Source organism: Rubrivivax sp. JA1026, from assembly GCF_011065555.1.
GTDB classification, from domain to species: domain Bacteria; phylum Pseudomonadota; class Gammaproteobacteria; order Burkholderiales; family Burkholderiaceae_C; genus Rubrivivax; species Rubrivivax benzoatilyticus.
Map to the genome: position 1 here is coordinate 178192 of NZ_JAALCQ010000006.1, position 18936 is coordinate 197127.

An 18936-nucleotide genomic window follows, 5' to 3' on the forward strand; every position below is an offset into this window, starting at 1 on the left:
GGACAGGAACCAGCAGACCCGCCCCCGCGAAGGGGCGGAACTCGAATCGTGCTGATCGCCTGCTGGGAAGGGCGCCCATCTCGGGACTGACTCGCGGCATGACGACACTCCTGTCTGCCTGCGGGCGAACCGGGATCAAGTTGCGGGCCCACGTAAACCCGCATTCCGGCAGCCCCGATATATAACCTGTCCGAGGCCGGCGCGGAATGGGCGCCGGGGGTGGATACGTCAAGCGATGACGATTCAGGCGCACTCCGTGCGCCGCCGTTCAGGCCGGGCTGGCGAGCTTGAGCCCGACGATGCCGGCGACGATGAGCCCCAGGCTGGCCAGCCGCCCGGCGCTGGCCGGCTCGCCGAAGAGCACGATGCCCAGCAGCGCCGTGCCGACCGCGCCGACGCCGACCCAGACCGCGTAGGACGTGCCCACCGGCAGCGACTTCATCGCCACGCCCAGCAGCAGCACGCTGACCGTCATCGCCGCCAGCGTGAGCACGCTGGGCAGCGGCCGCGTGAAACCCTCGGTGTACTTCAGCCCGATGGCCCAGGCCACCTCGAACAGACCGGCGACGACGAGCAGAACCCACGCCATGCGACTCTCCTGAACAGAACAGAACAGAACGGAGGCCCCGGGCGGCGCCCGCGGCGAGGCGCCGATGATCCACCGGGAGGCGGCCGCGCGGGCCGCGGCTCGGCGGCCTCGTGGCGGCGCGTGAGGCGGCCGACAAGCCCGCGCACGAGACGTTCGTCGTCCTGCACCACCAGCCGGCCGTGCGCGTGCACCACCTCGTAGTTCCAGCTGGGCACCTGACGGTGCGCCTCGTGCTTGCCGGGATACCAGTTGGGTGAGATGCAAGCCTGGGCGCCGCGGAAGACGACCATCACCTCGCAGCCCGCGGCACGCTGCCACAGCGGGTTGGCGCGCGCCACATGCGCCGTCAGCGTGCCGTGCGGGCCGGCAGCGGCGTCCAGCTCGAACGGCAGGTGGTCGGCGTCCAGCCCGCCGTCGCCGTGCATGACCAGCATGCCCAGCGGGTGCTCACGGATCACGCGGTGCAGCGCGGCGGGGTCACGGACGGTGAAGGGGGGGCGGGAGGTACATGGGGCGGCGCCTGGGCGGGAGGGGGCAAGGTGATGATGCCGTTGTGGCGAACGGCATGGGACTCGGCCACCCGCATCACCGTGCCAGCCCCGCGTAGAGCTGCGGCAGCCGCTCGGGCAGGCGCTCGACGCGGTCCAGCACGAGGTAGTTCCGCTGGCCGAAGATGCGGGCGACGTACGGGTCGGCACGCGGGTCGAGCGTCAGGCAGAAGGGCCTGATGCCCTGGGCGACCAGGCCCTCGACCGCCTGCCTGGCGTCCAGGCGCAGGTAGAGCGGGTCGCGCACGTCGATGTCGGCCGGCTCGCCGTCGGTGACCACGAGCAGCAGCTTGCGCGTCGCGCGCACGCGCGCCAGCTGCTGCCCCGCGTGGCGCAGCGCCGCGCCCATGCGCGTCGACCAGCGGCCCTCCATGCCGGCCAGCCGCGCCTTGGCGAGATCGCCCCAGGGTTGCGCGAAGTCCTTGTAGCGCTGGTAGAAGACCTTGTGCCGCCCGTCGGAGCAGAAGCCGTGCAGCGCGAAGGCGTCGCCGACGGTGTCGATCGCCTCGCCGAGCAGCACGGTCGCCGCGCGGGTCAGCTCCAGCACCGTGTAGTCCTGGCCGGCGACCGGGTCGCGGGTCGACTCGGACAGGTCCAGCAGCACCAGCACGGCGATGTCGCGGGTCTTGCGCAGCGAACGGGTCATCACGCGCGGGTCGGGCGCCTTGCCCAGCCGCAGGTCGACCTGCGCCCGGATCGCCGCCTCCAGATCGATCGTGTCGCCGTCCTCCAGCTTGCGCACACGCTGCACGCCCTGCGGCTGCAGCGCCTCCAGCAGGTGCTTCAGGCGCCGGGTCAGCGGGCGGTGGGCCTCGATGATCCGCTCGACCACCGCGAGGTCTCCGAGCCGCGGACGCTTCTCGTGCACGGTGGTCCACAGCGGGCGGCTGAGCTGGAGCTGGTAGTCGAACTCGTCGTAGTGGCAGGGCTCGGCGACCGGCTCGCGGCCCTCGCGGGCGTTGTACGAGACGCCGTCGTCGTCGAAGAGCTCGCTGGCGCAAACCCAGACCTCCTGGGCGTCCTCGCCGGCGGTCTCGACCTCGACCTCGTTGACCATCTCCGATACGCTGACGTAGCGGCGCCGCTGCGGCGCGTGCAGCGCGTCGGCGAAAGCCGGGGCGGCACGCGTCTCGTCGTCGGCCCACAGATAGCGGTTGTCGTCGCGGTACGGGACGGCCAGCGCGTCGCGGTGAGGCGAGAACGCCAGGCCGAGGCGCACGATCTCCGCCGCCAGCGCGAGACCGAGCTCGCGCGAGACGGCGTGGCTGTCCAGGGCGGCGGCGGCAAAACGCGTGCGGGTCCAGGCGACGAGGGCGTCGCCATCGCCGTCGGCCGCGTCGGGATCGAGCAGCGCCCGGGCGATGCGCCCGAGGCGATCGGCGACGCCGCCCCCCTGCGCGTCAGGGCGGTGGAACTGCCCCCACAGCGCCTTCAGCCGCGGGAACCGCCGGATCGCCAGCGCCTCGACACGCGCGTCCTCGATCAGGCCGACGCAGGCCCGCTGCAGCGCCGACCAGCCGTCGTCGTCGAGGCGCGCCGCCGTCGCCACGACGTGCGCCGCGCCGTGCGCCGCGGCCGCCCGGTACAGCTCCAGCCCGGGCACGCCATGCCAGTCGTCGCAGGCGTCGGGCAGGTGCAGGAAGAAGTCGGCGATGAAGGGCCGCAGGCCTTCGCGCGTCTCGAAGTCGCCGGCACTCGGGCGGATGAGGAAGTCGCGCGCCCACAGCGCGCGCAGGTACATGCCCAGGCGCCGCTGCACGTCGACGAGCAGCGTGCCCTTGCGCTCCTTCTGCAGCACGGCCTGCGACTCCGCCGAGGCGAGGCTGAAGTAGCGCAGCTGTTCGGCGAAATCGCTGCGGTGCGCCTGCGCGCCCCACAGCGCCCAGCGGCGCAGCCCGCCCAGCGTGAGCACGCCCAGCAGCTCGTCGAGATGCCCGAGCATCGGGCGCAGGCCGCGCGGCGCCTGCGCGAGCAGGACGTCGAGCAGCTGCAGGTAGTCGCGGAACAGTTCGGCGTCGCCCAGGCGACGGGCCGCCGTCGGCGCGGTGGCGACGATCTGCTCGATGACCGCGCCCGAGGTCCGCGAGGCGAACAGCAGGCAGTGCTGGACGAACTCGGGCAGCAGATCCTCGCCGAGCTCGCGCGCCACCGCCGGCACGTCGGCCGTCCACGCGGCGACGACACCGCTGCCGCGGCCCACGCGCTGCAGCGCCAGCGCGCCCTTCAGCCAGTTGTCGAGCCCGCGCGGGCTGAGCGCCCGCCGCGCCTCGGGCCAGGCGGCGGCGACGAGCTGCCGTTCGTGGGCCGGCAGCTCGTCGAGCAGAGCCTGATGCTCCGCGAGGTTGGACCCCATGTCGCGCCCCGTGCGTTCAGAAGAAGGTCGCCACGGCGGCGTCCAGCGCGTCGCGCATGTCGGGGTCGTCGGTGATCGGCCGCACCAGCGCGACGCGGCACGCGGCCACCGGCGCCACGCCGCGTGCGATCAGCTCGCCGGCATGGATCAGCATGCGCGTCGACAGGCCCTCGTCGAGGCCGTGGCCCTTCAGGTTGCGCGCCCTTTCGGCGATGGCGACGAGCTTGTCGGCGACGGCCGGCTCGATGCCCGCCTCGTGGGCCACGATCTCGGTCTCGACCGCGTGCGCCGGGTACTGGAAGTCCAGCGCCCCGAAGCGTTGCTTGGTCGACTGCTTCAGATCCTTCATCGCGCTCTGGTAGCCCGGGTTGTACGAGATCACCAGGTGGAAGTCGGGATGCGCGCGCAGCAGCTCGCCCTTCTTCTCGAGCGGCAGCGCGCGGCGCTTGTCGGTCAGCGGGTGGATCACCACCGTCGTGTCCTGGCGCGCCTCGACGACCTCGTCGAGGTAGCAGATCGCGCCGTGGCGCGCGGCCACGGCCAGCGGGCCGTCCTGCCAGCGCGTGCCGGCAGCGTCGAGGAGGTGGCGGCCGACGAGGTCGGAGGCCGTCATGTCCTCGTTGCACGCGACGGTGACCAGCGGCTTGCCCAGCCGCCACGCCATGTGCTCGACGAAGCGTGTCTTGCCGCAGCCGGTCGGGCCCTTGAGCATCAGCGGCATCCTGGCCGCGTAAGCGGTCTCGAACAGCAGGACTTCGTCGGCGACGGGGCGGTAATAGGGTTCGGCGGGAATGCGGTACTGCGCGAGGGTGTCGTTCATGCCAGTTCCTGTCGTGCCCCCGCCGTGCGGCCGGGCCGCCGCGGCGGGGCGGAGTTGCGGGCCTCAGACCGCGCGGCCGCGATAGATCACCATGCTGGCGCCCTGGCTCTGGCTGAAGTTGTCGTAGCCGATCAGGCGCACGTGGTTGCCGGGGTTGGCGCGGTGGCAGGCCTCGAGCTCGGCGAGGACGAGGTCGATGTCGGTCTCGCCGAACATCGGCAGCTTCCACATGTACCAGTAGCTGTGCATCGCGTGCTGCGGCTCGACGTGCTCGATGGCCGGGTTCCAGCCGTTCTGGACGATCCAGTCGATCTGCTTGCGGATCTGCTGCGGGCTCATCGGCGGCAGATAGGAGAAGGTGCCCATCTTGCGGCTGCCCGGATCGCTCAGGCGCGAGGCGTAGTCTTGTACGGTGCTCATGGTTCAGTCCTTTCGGGTGACGGGAAGGGGGCGGCTCAGCGGTGCTGGACGTCCAGCTTGTCGACGACGTCGAACTCGAAGCGGACCTCCTTCCAGGTTTCCATCGCGACCTTGAGCTCGGGGCTGGTGCGGGCGGCCTCGGTCAGGATGTCCTTGCCTTCCTTCTCCAGCGCGCGGCCCTCGTTGCGCGCCTGCACGCAGGCTTCGAGCGCGACCCGGTTGGCGCAGGCGCCGGCGGCGTTGCCCCAGGGGTGGCCCAGCGTGCCGCCGCCGAACTGCAGCACCGAGTCGTTGCCGAAGATCGTCACCAGCGCCGGCATGTGCCAGACGTGGATGCCGCCGGAGGCCACCGGGAACATGCCGGGCATCGGCCCCCAGTCCTGGTCGAAGAAGATGCCGCGCGAGCGGTCGGCCTTGATGTGGCGCTCGCGCATCAGCTTGACCCAGCCGAGCGTGGCCTCGCGGTCGCCTTCGAGCTTGCCGACGACGGTGCCGGAGTGCAGGTGGTCGCCGCCCATCAGGCGCAGCAGCTTGGCCAGCACGCGGAAGTTGATGCCGTGCACGGGGTTGCGGTCGATGACGCCGTGCAGCGCGCGGTGCACGTGCAGCAGCATGCCGTGACGCCGGCACCACTTGGACAGGCTCTGGTGCGCCGCCCAGCCGGTGGTGAGGAAGTCATTCATGATGATCGGCGAACCGAGTTCCTTGGCGAACTCGGCGCGTTCCATCATTTCCTCGGTGGTGCCGGCGGTGACGTTCAGGTAATGGCCTTTGCGCTCACCCGTTTCTTGTTGAGCTTTATCAATGGCCTCCTGCACGAAGGAGAATCGATCGCGCCAGCGCATGAACGGCTGCGAATTGACGTTCTCGTCGTCCTTGGTGAAATCGAGACCGCCGCGCAGGCATTCGTAAACGGCGCGGCCATAGTTCTTCGCCGACAGGCCGAGCTTGGGCTTGATCGTGCAGCCCAGCAGCGGCCGGCCGTACTTGTCCATCTTGTCGCGCTCGACCTGGATGCCGTGCGGCGGCCCCGGGCAGGTGGTGACGAACCACAGCGGGAAGCGCACGTCCTCCAGCCGCAGCGAGCGCACCGCCTTGAAGCCGAAGACGTTGCCGCACAGCGAGGTGAACACGTTGACGACAGAACTCTCCTCGAAGAGGTCCATCGGGTAGGCGATGAAGGCATAGAAGGCCTCGTCGTGGCCCGGCACGTCCTCGATCGCGTAGGCGCGGCCCTTGTAGTACTCCAGGTCGGTCAGCAGGTCGGTCCAGACCGTGGTCCAGGTGGCGGTGGACGACTCGGCGGCGACGGCCGCGGCGGCCTCCTCGCGCGAGACGCCGGGCTGGGGCACGACCTTGAAGACGGCGAGGAAGTCGGAATCCTTTACCGGGTAATCCGGCTGCCAGTACATCGTGCGGTACTCTTTGACGCCGGCGTCGTATTTCTTGGCTGCCATGCGGCTCTCCAGGACGGGGGTTGTGGGTGGCACCCGAAGCGTTCGGGGTGGCCGCACTATGGCGAGCGTCGCGAATTAGCAGAACTGGATAATTTTTAGCCTCGCTATAGCGGTTTGTTTATTCTTCGGCCATGCGCTTCAGCCTCCGCCAGATGCAGATCTTCGACGCCGTCGGGCGCCGTCTGAGTTACACCCGCGCGGCCGAGGAACTGCACCTGACGCAGCCCGCGGTGTTCGCCCAGGTGCGGCAGCTGGAGGAGGCGGTGGGGCTGCCGCTGCTGGAGCGTGTCGGCAAGCGGCTGCACCTCACCGCGGCCGGCGAGGAGGTGCTGGCGGCCAGCCGCGAGACGCTGGACGCGGTGGAGCGGCTGGAGATGCGCCTGGCCGACATGCAGGGCCTCAAGCGCGGCCGGCTGCGCATCGCGATGGTGACCACCGCCAAGTACCTGGTCCCGCGCCTGCTGGGCGAGTTCTGCAGCCGCCATCCGGGCATCGAGGCGTCGCTGACCGTGACCAACCGCGAGAAGCTGCTGGCGCGGCTGGCCGCCAACGAGGACGACCTCGTCATCCTCGGCAAGCCGCCGTCGGAGCTGGACGTGGTGGCCACGCCGATCGCCGACAACCCGCTGGTCGTGCTGGCCCGCCACGACCACCCGCTGGCCGGCCGCAATGCCATCCCGCCCGAGCGCATCGCCGCCGAACCCTTCGTGCTGCGCGAGCCCGGCTCCGGCACGCGGCTGGCCGCCGAAGACTTCTTCGCCGCACGCGGCTGCCGGCTCAAGGTGCGCATGGAGCTGGGCAGCAACGAGGCGATCAAGCAGGCCATCGTCGGCGGGCTCGGGATCTCGGTGCTGTCACGCCACACGCTGGCGCTGGAGGGCGAAGCCGGCCCGCTGCGGCCGCTCGACGTGGCGGGCTTCCCGCTGATGCGCCAGTGGCACGTCGCCCACCCCGCCGGCAAACACCTGTCCGCCGTGGCCTCGGCCTTCATCGCGCACCTGCTCGCCAACCGCAGCGGCACGGCGGCGCCGGCGCCGGCGCAGCAGGCGACAGCGGCGGTGACGGGGCCGGCGGCTGCGGCAGCGAAGATGGTCTGCGTCGACGACGGGGGGTGAGCGCGGGGCGGGTTGCCGGACGGTGTTTGCGCTTGCGGGCACCGAGCGCGACAACGCGCCAGCGTCGGTCGGGCGATCAGTGATGTTGACGGTGCCGGGCACTCACCTGCGGGTGGCCAGCCTCCAGCGCTGGGGCCTGAACTGCGGTCGCAACGTGGTGTGAACGGACGGCGGTTTTGCAGCGGTTGGAGTCACTCGCGGCGGGCGGCTGAGTCACGGCTGGCGGCCAGGAGCAGCACCTCATCAAAGTCCGCTTTGTGGCGGTCTGGCGGGGGAAGCGCGTCCAAGGGACCGCGCACGGCGCCGCCGCCCATCTTCAGCACGTTGGTGTAGATCATCGTGGTAGCCAAGTCGGAGTGGCCGAGCACCTCCTGCACGGTGCGGATGTCGCTGCCGGCCTGCAGCAGATGAGTCGCGAAGTAGCGACGCAAGCTATGCGGCGTCGCCGGCTTGGCCATGCGACTGTACGGCGCCAGGCCGCGATCGGCGGCCAGGTACGACAGGAAAGCCTCGACGTCGGTGCCACCCATTTGGGCCGAGTGGCGCATGCCGTTCCAGCGAATGAAGGCGCGGCACCAGTACACATAAGCCTGCTCGGTGCGGTGGCTGTAGTGCAGGTAGCGAATACGTTCGCGCAACTAGTCCAGCAACCTGGGGGACGCCAGTGGCGGCAGCGGGCTTGCGTCTCCCTGGGCCGCCCACATGTGCCTGCGCGCTGGCGCCAACGCGTCAAGTGGTGGCAGCATACCGTCCTCCTGAGCTTCGGCGAGGCGCAGAAGTCGTTGCACAAGCTGCCGGACTTGCGGGTAAATTTGGTGCTGTATGAAAATACAATCAACAGGAAAAAGTAGCCGTGCAGCAAACTTGGTTCGCTGACCTGTCCGTTGTTATGCAGCACGCGTCGATGTGTTAGGACGCAGCGTGCGCCTATCTACAACACGTTGGGCGTCACAATCCAACGTCCTAGCACTTATGCGTCTATGAAGTCCGCCGCCAGAGCATCTGCGCTCACTGACATCGCTTTCCTTGAAATCGCTAATCTCATTCGGCGTAAGCGAAGTGCCATCGCGGGCAACGTGCTCCTGGCCCAAAGCGCGCCCGCGGCCTCCGGGCAAGGCTTACTCAGGCGGTTCGGGTTCGGCAAGGTCGAAATTGCTCTGAGCCCCGAGATCACCTTGGCCAAGATGCTCAAGGAGTGGCACGGGCTCGACGCACACTTCGCGTCAGCGTCCTTCTATCGAGGCGGCATCCGCACACCTGAAGAGAAGATCGCTCAATCGCTCAAGGACCTCAACGACCGAATCGGTCTTGTTGAGTACCGAGTATTCGGCACCAGTCCCGGCGAGAAGTACCCCACATTTAACAGCTTGGCTGAATGGCTCGCTTGGCGTATTCAGCTCGCGTGTCCAGAGCATCGATGTGCCGATCCCGAGGCGGGGTGGAAGTCGGAGCTGTTTGCGTTCGCCGTTGAAGACGCAAAGCTGTCTTTCCAGTCGCCAATGCTCGACTGATCTGCATGCCAAGCCGCGCGCTGAGGCCCAGCCACTCCATCGAGCAGCACACAACGGCAGGCTTCGACTACCGTTGTTTTCCGCTAATGTCGAACGTTAGGTCGAACAGATGAGCGACGTCGTGATTCCAGCAATCTCCGGCCTTCTCGCCATGCTGGGTGCGTTTATCGGCGCTGCTCTCACGCGCCGCACGGAGTTCGAGAAGTGGCTCCGTCAGGCGCGAACCGAGGCGTTCGCTACCTTTTTGCACGAATTACACGACACGCGGCTCTATGCGACGGAGTCATATTACGACCTGCCCGGTACTGAGAATGAAAAGAGTATTAAGGTCACCGAAGCATTCGCTCAGCTGAACAAGCACGTCGCGCAAGCACGTCTCTTCATGAGTGACGCGGGCCGTGAAGAACTGTCGTCTCAGGTCAATGAACTGTGGGTTCACAGTACAGCCGATGGTGGACCGGCGAAGCGAGTGCATCAGGTCGAGGACCATATGCAGAGAATCCAAGCGATCCTGGAGAAGGAGCTCACTTACATGCCCTGGGAAGTGCGGTGGCCGTTCAAGTAGTGCAATGTTTTGCGCGCTGTTCGGCCTAACAAGTCGGGCGACTCGAACGCACCAACCGCGCGCCGCGAGGCGCGCGACTGGCGCGTGCCGGTCCACCTCCAACGTTGAACGACCGTTTTCCTGTCCAGAGGTCACCGATATGAGGGGCCGCTACGGGTCGCTTGCTGTCCGTCGACCTATGGCGGACGAGGGCCCGGGATCAGTCTGAAGCCGTCATCCCCCGCCAACCGTCCCCTCCGGCCCCCCTCCGCGATCCCCCATAATCCCCCCATGCCCGCCCGCCTCCCGCACTCCCTACGCCTATGCCTGACGCTGGGCCGGGATCCGCACGTGCGCGCGGCTGACACGACCCCGTTCGCGGGTCGCTAGACACTCCCCCAGATCCCGGCCTCGAAGCGGCGCCCGCCAGGGCACCGCAGGGGAGCGTCGTGCCGTTCGCCGGCATCCGCAGCACGTTCCCCCCGCCCTGTCGTCCGCAGACCCGCGTCCGCACGCCGCCCGCTCGAGGGCCGCGCGGCGCACCGCTTCGAGGCCCCGATGCTGCAAGCCCCCGAGACCAAGTACCGCCCCTATCCCGCCCCCGTGATGGACAGCCGCCGCTGGCCGTCGCAGACGCTCGTCCAGGCGCCCGTCTGGCTGTCCACCGACCTGCGCGACGGCAACCAGGCGCTGTTCGAGCCGATGAACGCCGAGCGCAAGCTGCGCCTGTTCGAGCTGCTGGTCGGCGTCGGCTTCAAGGAGATCGAGGTCGGCTTCCCGGCCGCTTCGGCCACCGACCACGCCTTCGTGCGCCGCCTGATCGAGGAGCAGCGCCTGCCCGCCGACGTCACGCCGATGGTGATGACCCAGGCGCGTGAAGACCTGCTGGTGCGCACCGTCGAGTCGCTGCGCGGCGCGCGCCGCGCCATCGTGCACCTCTACAACGCCACCGCGCCGCTGTGGCGCCGCGTCGTCTTCGGCATGGGCGTGGACGAGGTGCTGGCCTTCGTCGACCGCCACGTGCGCCTGCTGCGCACGCTGACCGACGCCGCGCCCGAGACCGAATGGGTGCTGCAGTACTCGCCCGAGACCTTCTGCATGACCGAGCCCGAGGTCTCGCTGGCCGCCTGCACCGCGGCGCTGGAAGCCTGGGACGCCGGCCCCGGCCGCCCGGTGATCCTGAACCTGCCGACGACGGTGGAGGTCGCCACGCCCAACGTCTTCGCCGACCAGATCGAGTGGATGCACCGGCGCCTGCCGCGCCGCCAGCACGTCGTGCTGTCGATCCACCCGCACAACGACCGCGGCACCGGCGTAGCCTGCGCCGAACTCGCGCTGCTGGCCGGCGCGCAGCGGGTCGAAGGCACGCTGTTCGGCAACGGCGAGCGCAGCGGCAACGTCGACCTGGTGACGCTGGCGCTCAACCTCTACGCGCTGGGCGTGGCGCCGGGGCTGGACTTCTCGGACATCGGCCACGTCGCGCGCGAGGTCGAGGCCTGCACCGGCCTGCCGCTGCACCCGCGCCACCCGTACGCCGGCGACCTGGTCTTCACGGCCTTCTCGGGCTCGCACCAGGACGCCATCCGCAAGGGCATGGCGGCGCAGGAGCCGGGCGGCCTGTGGCAGGTGCCCTACCTGCCGGTGGACCCGCAGGACCTGGGCCGCACCTACGACGGGCTGATCCGCGTGAACAGCCAGTCGGGCAAGGGCGGCATCGCCTGGCTGATGGAGCGCTACCACGGCCTGGCGATGCCGCGCCGGCTGCAGGTGGAGTTCAGCAGCGTCGTGCAGGCGCACGCCGACGCCGCCGAAGCCGAGGTCGACGCCGACACGCTGTGGCAGCTGTTCGACGCCGCCTACCTGGCGCCGACGGCCGCCGGCGGCACGCTGGCCTGGCGCGGCCACGCGCTGGCGGCGGTGCCGGGCGGCGTGGAGATCACGCTGGACCTCACCGGCGCCGACGGCAGCGCGCACCGCCTCGTCGGCCGCGGCGCCGGCCCGGTGGACGCGGCGGCGCAGGCGCTGCGCAGCGCCTTCGGCATCGCGCTGGAGATCGTGCACTTCGAGGAGCGTTCGATCGGCGGCGGCTCCGACGCCGCCGCCTGGGCGCTGGTCGAGGCCACCGCGCCGGGCGTGGCCGGCACACGTTTCGGCGCCGGGCGCCACGCCGACATCGCCACCGCCGGCGTGCTGGCGGTGCTCAGCGCGGCGGCGCGGCTGGGGGCGGCGGGCTGAACAGGCCCAGAGCTCCCGCGTCGCCTTCCACGACGTCACGCGGCGCGCCCTCACCCCGCGCCCGCGTGCACACCCCGGTCACGAGCCGGGGCGTGAGCCGGCCCGCCGCGCCTGCCATCCGCAGGCGCCGGCGCGGGCCGGTCGCGGCCGAACCCGGCGCCAGGCCACCCGCGTGGCCTGGCGCCAGGGCCGGCCAACCCCGGAGCGGCCCAGGGCACAAGGCCGCCACCGCCAGAATCGACCATGGACTCCGTTTCGCAACTGGCGCTGGGCGCCGCCGTCAGCGTGGCGGTGATGGGCCGGCGCACCGCGGTCTGGAAGGCCGCGGCATGGGGCGCGGTGGCCGGCACGCTGCCCGACCTGGACGTGCTGGTCGACCACGGCGACGCCATCCGCAACATGGTGCTGCACCGCGGCGCCACGCACTCGCTGTTCTGGCTGACGCTGCTGTCGCTGCCGCTGGCCGCCGCCGTGGCGCGGCTGCATGGCGAAACGGCGCTGTGGCGGCGCTGGTGGCTGGCGCTCTGGCTGGCGCTCGTCACCCACCCGCTGCTGGACACGATGACGGTCTACGGCACGCGGCTGGCGCTGCCGTTCAGTGACTGGCCGTACGCCGTCGGCAGCATCTTCATCATCGACCCGCTGTTCACGCTGCCGCTGCTGGCCGGCGCCGGCTGGGCGCTGGCGTCGCGCGGCAGCGCCCGCGGGCTGCGCGCCAACGCCGGCGGGCTGCTGCTGGGCTGCGCCTACCTGGGCTGGAGCGCGGTGGCGCAGGCCCAGGTCGAGCGCGTGGCGCGCGCGTCGCTGGCGGCGCAGGGCATCACCGCCGGGCAGGTGCTGGTCACGCCGACGGCCTTCAACACCGTGCTCTGGCGCGTCGTCGCGATCGACGGGGCGCACTACCACGAGGGCTTTCACTCGCTGCTCGACGAGACGCCGACGATGCGTTTCGACCGTTTCGACCGCGGCACCGCGCTCGCCCCGGCGCTGCAGGACATCGCCGGCGTGCGCCTCGTCGCCGCGTTCAGCAAGGGCTTCTACAAGCTGCACGCCGACGGCGACGAGCTCTTCGTCACCGACCTGCGCATGGGCCAGGAGCCGGCCTACGTGTTCACGTTCGCCGTCGCCGAACGGCACAGCCCGGTTCGGCCGCTGGCCACGCCCGAGCAGCGCAGCGCCCGCCTCGACGTGCGCCTGGGCCTGGCCTGGCTGTGGCGGCGCGCGCTGGGCGAGGAACTGCCGCCGCCACGCTAGGGCGCGCCTTCGCCGTTGAGCACTTGGTAGTTCAGCAGCAGCCACGAGTGCTGCAGCCGGCGCACCTCGTCGAGCACCAGGGCCTTCACCTGGCGCAGTTCGGCGGCGTCGCGCAGCGGCGGGCCGTCGACCAGCGTCGGCGTCGTCGCGCCGCCCACCAGCGCCGGGGCCAGCACCAGCGACACGCGGTCGACGAGGCCCTGGCGCAGCAGCAGCGCGTTCAGCGTGCCGCCGGTCTGGATCGTCAGGCGCTCGACGCCGTGCTGCGCCTTCAGCGTGCGCAGCAGCTCGCCGAAGTCGACGCGGCCGTCGAACGGCAGGATCTCCAGCCCTTCGGCGCCCTGGCGGGCAAACACCGGGTGTGCGGGGTTGGCGGTCGCCAGGAACAGCCGGCGGCAGCGGCCGAGCAGGTGGTCGACGCCGGCCAGCGTCAGGTGGTGGTCGTCAGCGATGACGAAGCTGACCGGCAGCCGCACGGACGCCGGCCCGGCCACGTTGACGCCGATCTTGGCCATCACGCGGCCGCTGTTCAGCGCGAACAGGTCGGTGCAGCGTTCCAGCTCGTAGTACTGCGCCAGGCCCTCGCCGACGCCGGGCAGCGCCGGCAGGTCGCGGTCGAAGTCGCGCGTGTCGACGTCGCCGGTGGAGATCTTGCCGTCCACCGAGGACAGCATGAAGAGAGTCGTGACGGGGCGGGACATGGTCGCGGGCGGGTGGCGTGGGGCGGCCATTGTCGGCCCAGCGCGCACGCCTTCAGCCCGGTGCGCCGCGTTCGCACAGCGCCTTCAGCCTCTGCAGCGCTCTCGGCCAGGCGGCGGCCAGGTAGGCCTCGTAAGCCGGGGTGACGTCCTGTTCCACCTCGACGCGCGTGCCCTCGGGCGTCGGCACGAAACGGTAGTTCTCCAGCGCGCCGGCCCAGGCTTCGGCGGCGTCGCCGCTGGTGTCCTCCTCGCCGTTGGACAGCACGCCGAGGTGGCGCAGCGAGGTGTAATCGCCGGGCCGGTGCTCGGCGATCTCGGACAGCATGCCGTCGCCGCCGGGCGCCAGGAAGCGGATGCGTTCGCCGGCCAGCCAGCGGCCCTCGTAATGCGAGCCTTCGCAGAAGGCCGTGGTCCAGTCGCGGTAGTCCTCGGGGTCCAGCATGCGCTGGCAGACCAGCGCCGGCGGCGCGGCGATGTCGACGGCGAAGAACAGGCGCTTGAAGTCGGGCATGGGGGCCCCTGGCGGGCAGCGGCGGCGCGCGGGGCGGCAATCGGCGAGCCCGCGTGCTTCAGCCGGGCGCCGGCGCCTCGTCCAGCCAGCGCCGCAAGGCATCGAACAGGCGCTGCGGCTCCACCGGCTTGGACAGGTGGTCGTTCATGCCGGCGTCCAGGCAGGCCGCGCGGTCCTCGGCGAAGGCGTTGGCGGTCATCGCGACGATGGGGACGGCGCTGCCCAGGTGCTCGCGGATCTGGCGCGTGGCGGCCAGCCCGTCCAGCCCCGGCATCTGCACGTCCATCAGGATCAGCGCGTAGGGCGAGCGCAGCGCCATCTCCAGCGCCTGGCGGCCGTTGTCGGCGGTGTCGACCCGCAGCCCCACCGCTTCGAGCAGGTCGACCACCACCTCCTGGTTGATCGGGTTGTCTTCGGCCAGCAGGATGCGCCGGCCAAGATGGTCCGCGCGCAGAGGCCACGGGTCCTGCAGCGGCGGCGGCGGCTGCGTGCCCTCGGGCGGCGGCAATCCGAACTCGGCGCTGACCCAGAACGTGCTGCCTTCACCCAGGCGGCTGTCGACGCCGGCCTCGCCGCCCATCAGCGTGGCGAAGCGGCGTGTCAGCGCCAGGCCCAGGCCGGTGCCGCCGTGGCGGCGCGTCGCCGAGTTGTCGCCCTGATCGAAGGCCTCGAACAGCCGCCCGAGCTGGTCCGGGGCGATGCCCGGCCCGCTGTCCTGCACCTCGAAACGCGCCAGCAGCCGGTGTTCGTCTCGCCAGAGCTCGCGGCCGTGCAGACGCACGCCGCCGCGGTCGGTGAAGCGCACGGCGTTGGCCAGCAGGTTGATCAGCACCTGGGCCAGCCGTGTCGGGTCGCCGATCAGGCGCTCGGGCAGCGGCGTGGTGTCGACAGCCAGCTCCAGCCCCTTCTCCGCCGCCTTGGTACGCACCATCGACAGCGAATGCTCCAGCACTTCGTCGAGGCGGAACTCCTCGCGCTCCAGGCTCAACTTGCCGGCCTCGATCTTGGACAGGTCGAGGATGTCGCTGATGACCTGCAGCAGATGCCGCGCGGCGCCGTCGACCTTGGCCAGGCGGCTGCGCTGCTGGTCGTCGGTGGCGTCGCGCGCCAGCAGGTGCGTCAGGCCGATGATGGCGTTCATCGGCGTGCGGATCTCGTGGCTCATGTTGGCCAGGAAGGCGCTCTTGGCGCGCGTGGCGGCATCGGCTTCGGCTGCGCGCTGCACCAGCTGCACGTTGAGTCGTTCGAGCTCGATCTCTGCGCGCTTGACGTCGGAGATGTCGGCGACGATGACGTTGAAGCCGCGCACCCGTCCATCGACGCGGTCGGGGATGTACGACGCGAGCGTGTAGCCGGTGCTGCCGTCGGCTCGCGTCATCGTGCGCTGGAAGCGCTGTTCCTCGCCGGCCAAGGCGCCGCGGATGTGGCGCTCGTTGGCGCGGAACAGCTCCTCGCCCAGCAGGTCCTGCATCCGCATGCCCAGCACTTGCCGCGGCGTGCGGCCGAACCACTCCAGGTAGGCGATGTTGGCAAAGCGGCAGCGCAGGTCCGCGTCCCAGTAGCCGACCATGCCCGGCAGGGCGTCGGCGATGGCGCGCATGAAACGTTCGTGCTCGGACAGCGTGTCGCGTTCTTCGGCCAGTTGCCGCAGGCGCTCGTGCGTGTCGTCGGGCACAGGGACTGGCGCCGGCGCTGCGGGCCGCGGCCGGAACGCGGCCAGCGCGCAGATCAGCAGCGCCTCCAGCACGAACACGCCCCAGGCCTGCGCGCCGGCGCCGGGTGCAGCGTAGACCGCCCCAGCGGCACCGAGCGCGGCCGCCACCAGCCCCGGCCCGATGCCGCCGGCCCATACGGAGGCGATGACGGGCAGCAGCAGAGGCAGGAACAGCGTGTCGGCGGGGGCCGCCGACTGGCGCCAGACGAGCAGCACGGCCGGCGACGACGACAGCGCGAGCAGCACGGCCGGCGACGACGACAGCGCGAGCAGATAGGGCCAGAGGCGCGGCCCGCGAGGCGTAGCCGGCTCGCGCTCAGGCATGCGCACGCGGATGCGCCGGGGCGGGAGAACGAACGGCAGCTGGGGTCACGGCGCGCTCCGGTCACTCGGGCCAGGCCTGGCACCCGCAGGCGAGCGGCCTGCGGGATGGGCTGCGCATTATTCGGCGGCCGCCCCGCCCTCGGGTGCGGGAATGCCCGCGACGTCCCGAATGCGAAGGACAGAGCGCGGAACAGTCCACGCTCCGGCCGCCGCCCCGGAACTCAGAGCTTGGTGCCGCCGCTGGCGTCGACGACCTGGCCCGTCGTCCAGGCGCCGTCCGGCCCGGCCAGGAAGGCGACGACGCCGGCCACCTGCGCCGGCTGGCCGATGCCCGGCAGCGCCTGCACCCGGGCCAGCGTCTCCTGGCCGCCCGGGGCGTGGATCCAGGCGCTCATGCGCGTGTCGATCGCGCCCGGCGCGACGACGTTGGCGGTGATGCGGCGTGGGCCCAGTTCGGCCGCCAGCTGCAGCGTCAGCACGTCGACGAAACCCTTGGTGGCGGCGTAGGCCGTGATGCCGGGGAAGGCAGTGCGCGACACCGCGCTGCCGATGTTGATGACGCGGCCGCCGTCGGGCATCAGCGGCAGCACGCCCTGGGTGACGAAGAACAGGCTGCGCACGTTGACGGCGAGGAGCTTGTCGAAGACCTCGGGCGTGGTCTCGGCGAGCGTCGCGAACGGCGCGACGCCGGCGTTGTTGACGAGGATGTCGACACGCGGCAACGGCAGCGCCTTCAGGCCGTCGACGAGGTGGCGGGCGCCGTCGGCAGCCGCCAGGTCGGCCTGCAGCAGGTGCACGCGGTGGCCGCCGTCGTGCAGCGCCGCGGCCACGGCCTCGGCTTCGGCACGGCCGCTGCCGTAGTGCAGCACCAGCTCGGCGCCGTCGGCGGCCAGCCGCCGCGCGATCGCTTCGCCGATGCCACGCGAGGCGCCGGTGACCAGCGCGATCTTTCCGTCCAGGGGCTTGTTCATCACGGTCTCCAACTTGACCATTTGGTCAATAAAGGGTGAAAGAAATGCCGCTCGCGCGGCCGGGCGGGCACAGGGCGGCTCAGGCCCTGTCGAGAACTCCGAGGGTCAGCGCCGCCAGCCGCTCCATCTGCTGGCGGCTGCGGCCGGCGCGGGCGGCGACCCGCAGCCCGCTGACGAGTGCGGCCAGCAGTTCGGCCAGGTCGGCCGACGGCGCTTGGTTGGCGACCGAACCGTCGCGCTGGCCGCGTTCGACGCTGGCGCGCAGCAGTTCGTGCGTGGCCTGCCAGCGGCTGGTCAGCGCCCAGGCCAGCGGCGCCTCGTCCAGGCCCTCGACGAGGCCGGTGGTGACGATGCAGCTCTTGCGGCCGGGGTCGGGGCTGGCGCAGTCGTCGAGCATCGCGGCGAAGAAGGCCTGCAGCGCGGCGCGGCCGTCGCTCGCGCCCTGCATCGCGCCGGCGACGTGCGCCGCACGCCGCGTCGCGCAGTCGATGGCCTGCAGATACATCGCCTGCTTGTCGCCGAAGGCGTTGTACAGGCTCTGCTTGCCCAGGCCGGTGGCCTGCTGCAGCAGCGCGAGGCTGGTGCCGGTGTAGCCGTGGGCGGCGAAGACGTCGGTCAGACGCTCCAGCACCTCGGCTTCGGAGAAACAGCGTTCGCGTGGCATGGGGCGCACTCTACGCCGTTTTTGACCATACGGTCAAACACGGCACTGACGAACGCGCCGCCGTCACTCCGGCTGGAACCCGGCGCTGCGCAGCAGTTCGGCGCCCTGCGCGACGTCGCGGGCGACGAAACGCTTGAACTGCTCGGCGCTCTCGGTGACCGGCGTGATGCCGAGGTTGGCCCAGGCGCCGCTGCGTGCCAGTTCGGTGGTGGCGGCGTTGATCGCGGTGTTCAAGGTCGCCACGCGGCCCGGTGGCGTGGCGGCCGGTGCCCAGACGCCGTACCAGGAGGCATAGGCGAACTCGGGCAGCCCGCTCTCCTTGAAGGTCGGCACCTCGGGCGCCAGCGCGCTGCGCCGTGCCGCGGTGATCGCGATCGGCTTCACCTTGCCCGACCTGGCCAGCGGCAGCAGCGAGATCATCGAGTCCAACACCAGGTCGGTGTGGCCGCCGGCGACGTCCATCAGCGCCGGCTGCGTGCCCTTGTAGGGCACGTAGGCGAGCTCGAGCCGCGCGTCGCGCGCCATCAGCAGCGTCGCCAGGTGGCTGGGCGCGCCGGCCGCCGGGATGCCGGCCGACCATTTGCCGGGCTGCTGGCGGATCGTGCCGAGGACCTCGGCCAGCCGGGTCTGTGTCCGGTTGGGGGCCAGCACCAGCATCAGCGGCGCCTCGCCGACACGCGCCACCGGCGCGAAGTCGGTCTGCGGGTCGTAGGGCGCGTTCTTCAGCACCTGCTTGGCGAGCACGTGCGTGGCCGCAGAGAACAGCAGCGTCTGGCCATCGGCCGGCGAGGACAGCACCGCACGGCCGCCGATCGTGCCGCTGCCGCCGGCGCGGTTCTCGACGACGACGGTGACGCCGAGCTGCTTCTGCAGTTGCGTGCCCAGCAGCCGCGCGGCGGCGTCGACGCCGCCGCCGGCCGCGAACGGCACGACGATGCGCAGCGGCTTGTCGCGTTCGGGGAATGTCGCCGCCTGGGCCAGGGCCGCCGCCGCGGGCGCGGCCAGCAGCAGGGCCAGGGTGGCCCGCAACCATCGCTTCATCTTGTCTCCTGGTTCTCTTGGCGGCCTGCGCAGCCTGCCTCGCGGGGCAGGTCCGGCGGGCCGGGAACCTGCACTCTAGGGAGCGTGCTGCCTTGCGCCTAGCCGAGCTTCGCAGCTTTCAGACTTGCCGGAATAGGCATGTCTTGACGCGCTGGCCGCGGGGT

General features: G+C 71.0%; 16 protein-coding genes and 2 pseudogenes. 5 read left to right on the forward strand and 13 right to left on the reverse strand.

What is annotated here, in order from left to right:
* Positions 1-268: 268 nt before the first annotated feature.
* The 6 genes and pseudogenes from sugE to G5B56_RS12180 form a co-directional block, all read right to left on the reverse strand.
* On the reverse strand, positions 269-589 hold the full coding sequence (gene sugE / locus G5B56_RS12155; protein ID WP_009855317.1) for a quaternary ammonium compound efflux SMR transporter SugE: 321 nt from the start codon (positions 587-589) through the stop codon (positions 269-271).
* An 89-nt stretch (positions 590-678) separates the two neighbouring features.
* A pseudogene (locus G5B56_RS20140) lies at positions 679-1099 on the reverse strand (FMN-binding negative transcriptional regulator); the annotation flags it as partial.
* Between the two features lie 75 nt (positions 1100-1174).
* Positions 1175-3490, reverse strand: coding sequence for a VWA domain-containing protein (locus G5B56_RS12165; RefSeq protein ID WP_009855315.1), 2316 nt, complete (start codon positions 3488-3490; stop codon positions 1175-1177).
* A 16-nt stretch (positions 3491-3506) separates the two neighbouring features.
* Entirely contained in the window at positions 3507-4310 is an 804-nt protein-coding gene (locus G5B56_RS12170) for a CbbQ/NirQ/NorQ/GpvN family protein (RefSeq protein ID WP_009855314.1), read from the reverse strand.
* Between the two features lie 63 nt (positions 4311-4373).
* Positions 4374-4730: a ribulose bisphosphate carboxylase small subunit gene (locus G5B56_RS12175; RefSeq protein WP_164963359.1), complete on the reverse strand. Its 357-nt coding sequence runs from the start codon at positions 4728-4730 to the stop codon at positions 4374-4376.
* Between the two features lie 35 nt (positions 4731-4765).
* The gene (locus tag G5B56_RS12180; RefSeq protein WP_009855312.1) at positions 4766-6187 is read right to left on the reverse strand and encodes a form I ribulose bisphosphate carboxylase large subunit; all 1422 of its coding nucleotides are present in this window, start codon (positions 6185-6187) and stop codon (positions 4766-4768) included.
* A gap of 131 nt (positions 6188-6318) precedes the next feature.
* On the opposite strand from G5B56_RS12180, the gene G5B56_RS12185 reads away from it, so the two are divergent.
* On the forward strand, positions 6319-7302 hold the full coding sequence (locus G5B56_RS12185) for a LysR family transcriptional regulator (RefSeq protein WP_164963360.1): 984 nt from the start codon (positions 6319-6321) through the stop codon (positions 7300-7302).
* Positions 7303-7571: 269 nt separating this feature from the next.
* Here G5B56_RS12185 and G5B56_RS12190 read toward each other — a convergent pair.
* A pseudogene (locus G5B56_RS12190) lies at positions 7572-7940 on the reverse strand (site-specific integrase); the annotation flags it as partial.
* Positions 7941-8282: 342 nt separating this feature from the next.
* On the opposite strand from G5B56_RS12190, the gene G5B56_RS12195 reads away from it, so the two are divergent.
* The 4 genes from G5B56_RS12195 to G5B56_RS12210 all read left to right on the forward strand — a co-directional run bounded on the left by G5B56_RS12195 (position 8283) and on the right by G5B56_RS12210 (position 12846).
* Positions 8283-8813 carry a hypothetical protein gene (locus tag G5B56_RS12195; protein ID WP_164963361.1) on the forward strand — a complete coding sequence of 177 codons (531 nt, stop codon included), beginning with the start codon at positions 8283-8285 and terminating at the stop codon, positions 8811-8813.
* A gap of 109 nt (positions 8814-8922) precedes the next feature.
* Positions 8923-9378, forward strand: coding sequence for a hypothetical protein (locus G5B56_RS12200; protein ID WP_164963362.1), 456 nt, complete (start codon positions 8923-8925; stop codon positions 9376-9378).
* Between the two features lie 537 nt (positions 9379-9915).
* Positions 9916-11592 (forward strand): 2-isopropylmalate synthase, encoded by a 1677-nt coding sequence (locus tag G5B56_RS12205; RefSeq protein ID WP_164963363.1) that lies wholly within the window; start codon positions 9916-9918, stop codon positions 11590-11592.
* A 243-nt stretch (positions 11593-11835) separates the two neighbouring features.
* Positions 11836-12846, forward strand: a complete 1011-nt coding sequence (locus G5B56_RS12210) for a metal-dependent hydrolase (RefSeq protein WP_164963364.1) — start codon at positions 11836-11838, stop codon at positions 12844-12846.
* Here G5B56_RS12210 and G5B56_RS12215 read toward each other — a convergent pair.
* The 6 genes from G5B56_RS12215 to G5B56_RS12240 all read right to left on the reverse strand — a co-directional run bounded on the left by G5B56_RS12215 (position 12843) and on the right by G5B56_RS12240 (position 18772).
* Positions 12843-13547 carry a dihydrofolate reductase family protein gene (locus G5B56_RS12215; RefSeq protein WP_164963365.1) on the reverse strand — a complete coding sequence of 235 codons (705 nt, stop codon included), beginning with the start codon at positions 13545-13547 and terminating at the stop codon, positions 12843-12845. The genes G5B56_RS12210 and G5B56_RS12215 overlap by 4 nt on opposite strands.
* Positions 13548-13599: 52 nt before the next feature.
* The gene (locus tag G5B56_RS12220) at positions 13600-14058 is read right to left on the reverse strand and encodes an SRPBCC domain-containing protein (protein WP_164963366.1); all 459 of its coding nucleotides are present in this window, start codon (positions 14056-14058) and stop codon (positions 13600-13602) included.
* 58 nt (positions 14059-14116) lie between these two features.
* Entirely contained in the window at positions 14117-16096 is a 1980-nt protein-coding gene (locus G5B56_RS12225) for a response regulator (RefSeq protein ID WP_164963367.1), read from the reverse strand.
* 221 nt (positions 16097-16317) lie between these two features.
* A complete protein-coding gene (locus tag G5B56_RS12230; RefSeq protein ID WP_240920802.1) occupies positions 16318-17067 on the reverse strand; it encodes an SDR family NAD(P)-dependent oxidoreductase in 750 nt (249 codons plus the stop codon).
* A gap of 79 nt (positions 17068-17146) precedes the next feature.
* Entirely contained in the window at positions 17147-17731 is a 585-nt protein-coding gene (locus tag G5B56_RS12235; protein WP_164963369.1) for a TetR/AcrR family transcriptional regulator, read from the reverse strand.
* Between the two features lie 63 nt (positions 17732-17794).
* Entirely contained in the window at positions 17795-18772 is a 978-nt protein-coding gene (locus tag G5B56_RS12240; protein ID WP_164963370.1) for a tripartite tricarboxylate transporter substrate binding protein, read from the reverse strand.
* Positions 18773-18936: the final 164 nt, after the last annotated feature.

Bases quoted from the DNA above. Each gene is read 5' to 3' on its own strand.
- sugE (WP_009855317.1), bottom strand. From the start codon at position 589: ATGGCGTGGGTTCTGCTCGTCGTCGCCGGTCTGTTCGAGGTGGCCTGG.
- G5B56_RS12165 (WP_009855315.1), bottom strand. From the start codon at position 3,490: ATGGGGTCCAACCTCGCGGAGCATCAGGCTCTGCTCGACGAGCTGCCG.
- G5B56_RS12170 (WP_009855314.1), bottom strand. From the start codon at position 4,310: ATGAACGACACCCTCGCGCAGTACCGCATTCCCGCCGAACCCTATTAC.
- G5B56_RS12175 (WP_164963359.1), bottom strand. From the start codon at position 4,730: ATGAGCACCGTACAAGACTACGCCTCGCGCCTGAGCGATCCGGGCAGC.
- G5B56_RS12180 (WP_009855312.1), bottom strand. From the start codon at position 6,187: ATGGCAGCCAAGAAATACGACGCCGGCGTCAAAGAGTACCGCACGATG.
- G5B56_RS12185 (WP_164963360.1), top strand. From the start codon at position 6,319: ATGCGCTTCAGCCTCCGCCAGATGCAGATCTTCGACGCCGTCGGGCGC.
- G5B56_RS12195 (WP_164963361.1), top strand. From the start codon at position 8,283: ATGAAGTCCGCCGCCAGAGCATCTGCGCTCACTGACATCGCTTTCCTT.
- G5B56_RS12200 (WP_164963362.1), top strand. From the start codon at position 8,923: ATGAGCGACGTCGTGATTCCAGCAATCTCCGGCCTTCTCGCCATGCTG.
- G5B56_RS12205 (WP_164963363.1), top strand. From the start codon at position 9,916: ATGCTGCAAGCCCCCGAGACCAAGTACCGCCCCTATCCCGCCCCCGTG.
- G5B56_RS12210 (WP_164963364.1), top strand. From the start codon at position 11,836: ATGGACTCCGTTTCGCAACTGGCGCTGGGCGCCGCCGTCAGCGTGGCG.
- G5B56_RS12215 (WP_164963365.1), bottom strand. From the start codon at position 13,547: ATGTCCCGCCCCGTCACGACTCTCTTCATGCTGTCCTCGGTGGACGGC.
- G5B56_RS12220 (WP_164963366.1), bottom strand. From the start codon at position 14,058: ATGCCCGACTTCAAGCGCCTGTTCTTCGCCGTCGACATCGCCGCGCCG.
- G5B56_RS12225 (WP_164963367.1), bottom strand. From the start codon at position 16,096: ATGCCTGAGCGCGAGCCGGCTACGCCTCGCGGGCCGCGCCTCTGGCCC.
- G5B56_RS12230 (WP_240920802.1), bottom strand. From the start codon at position 17,067: ATGAACAAGCCCCTGGACGGAAAGATCGCGCTGGTCACCGGCGCCTCG.
- G5B56_RS12235 (WP_164963369.1), bottom strand. From the start codon at position 17,731: ATGCCACGCGAACGCTGTTTCTCCGAAGCCGAGGTGCTGGAGCGTCTG.
- G5B56_RS12240 (WP_164963370.1), bottom strand. From the start codon at position 18,772: ATGAAGCGATGGTTGCGGGCCACCCTGGCCCTGCTGCTGGCCGCGCCC.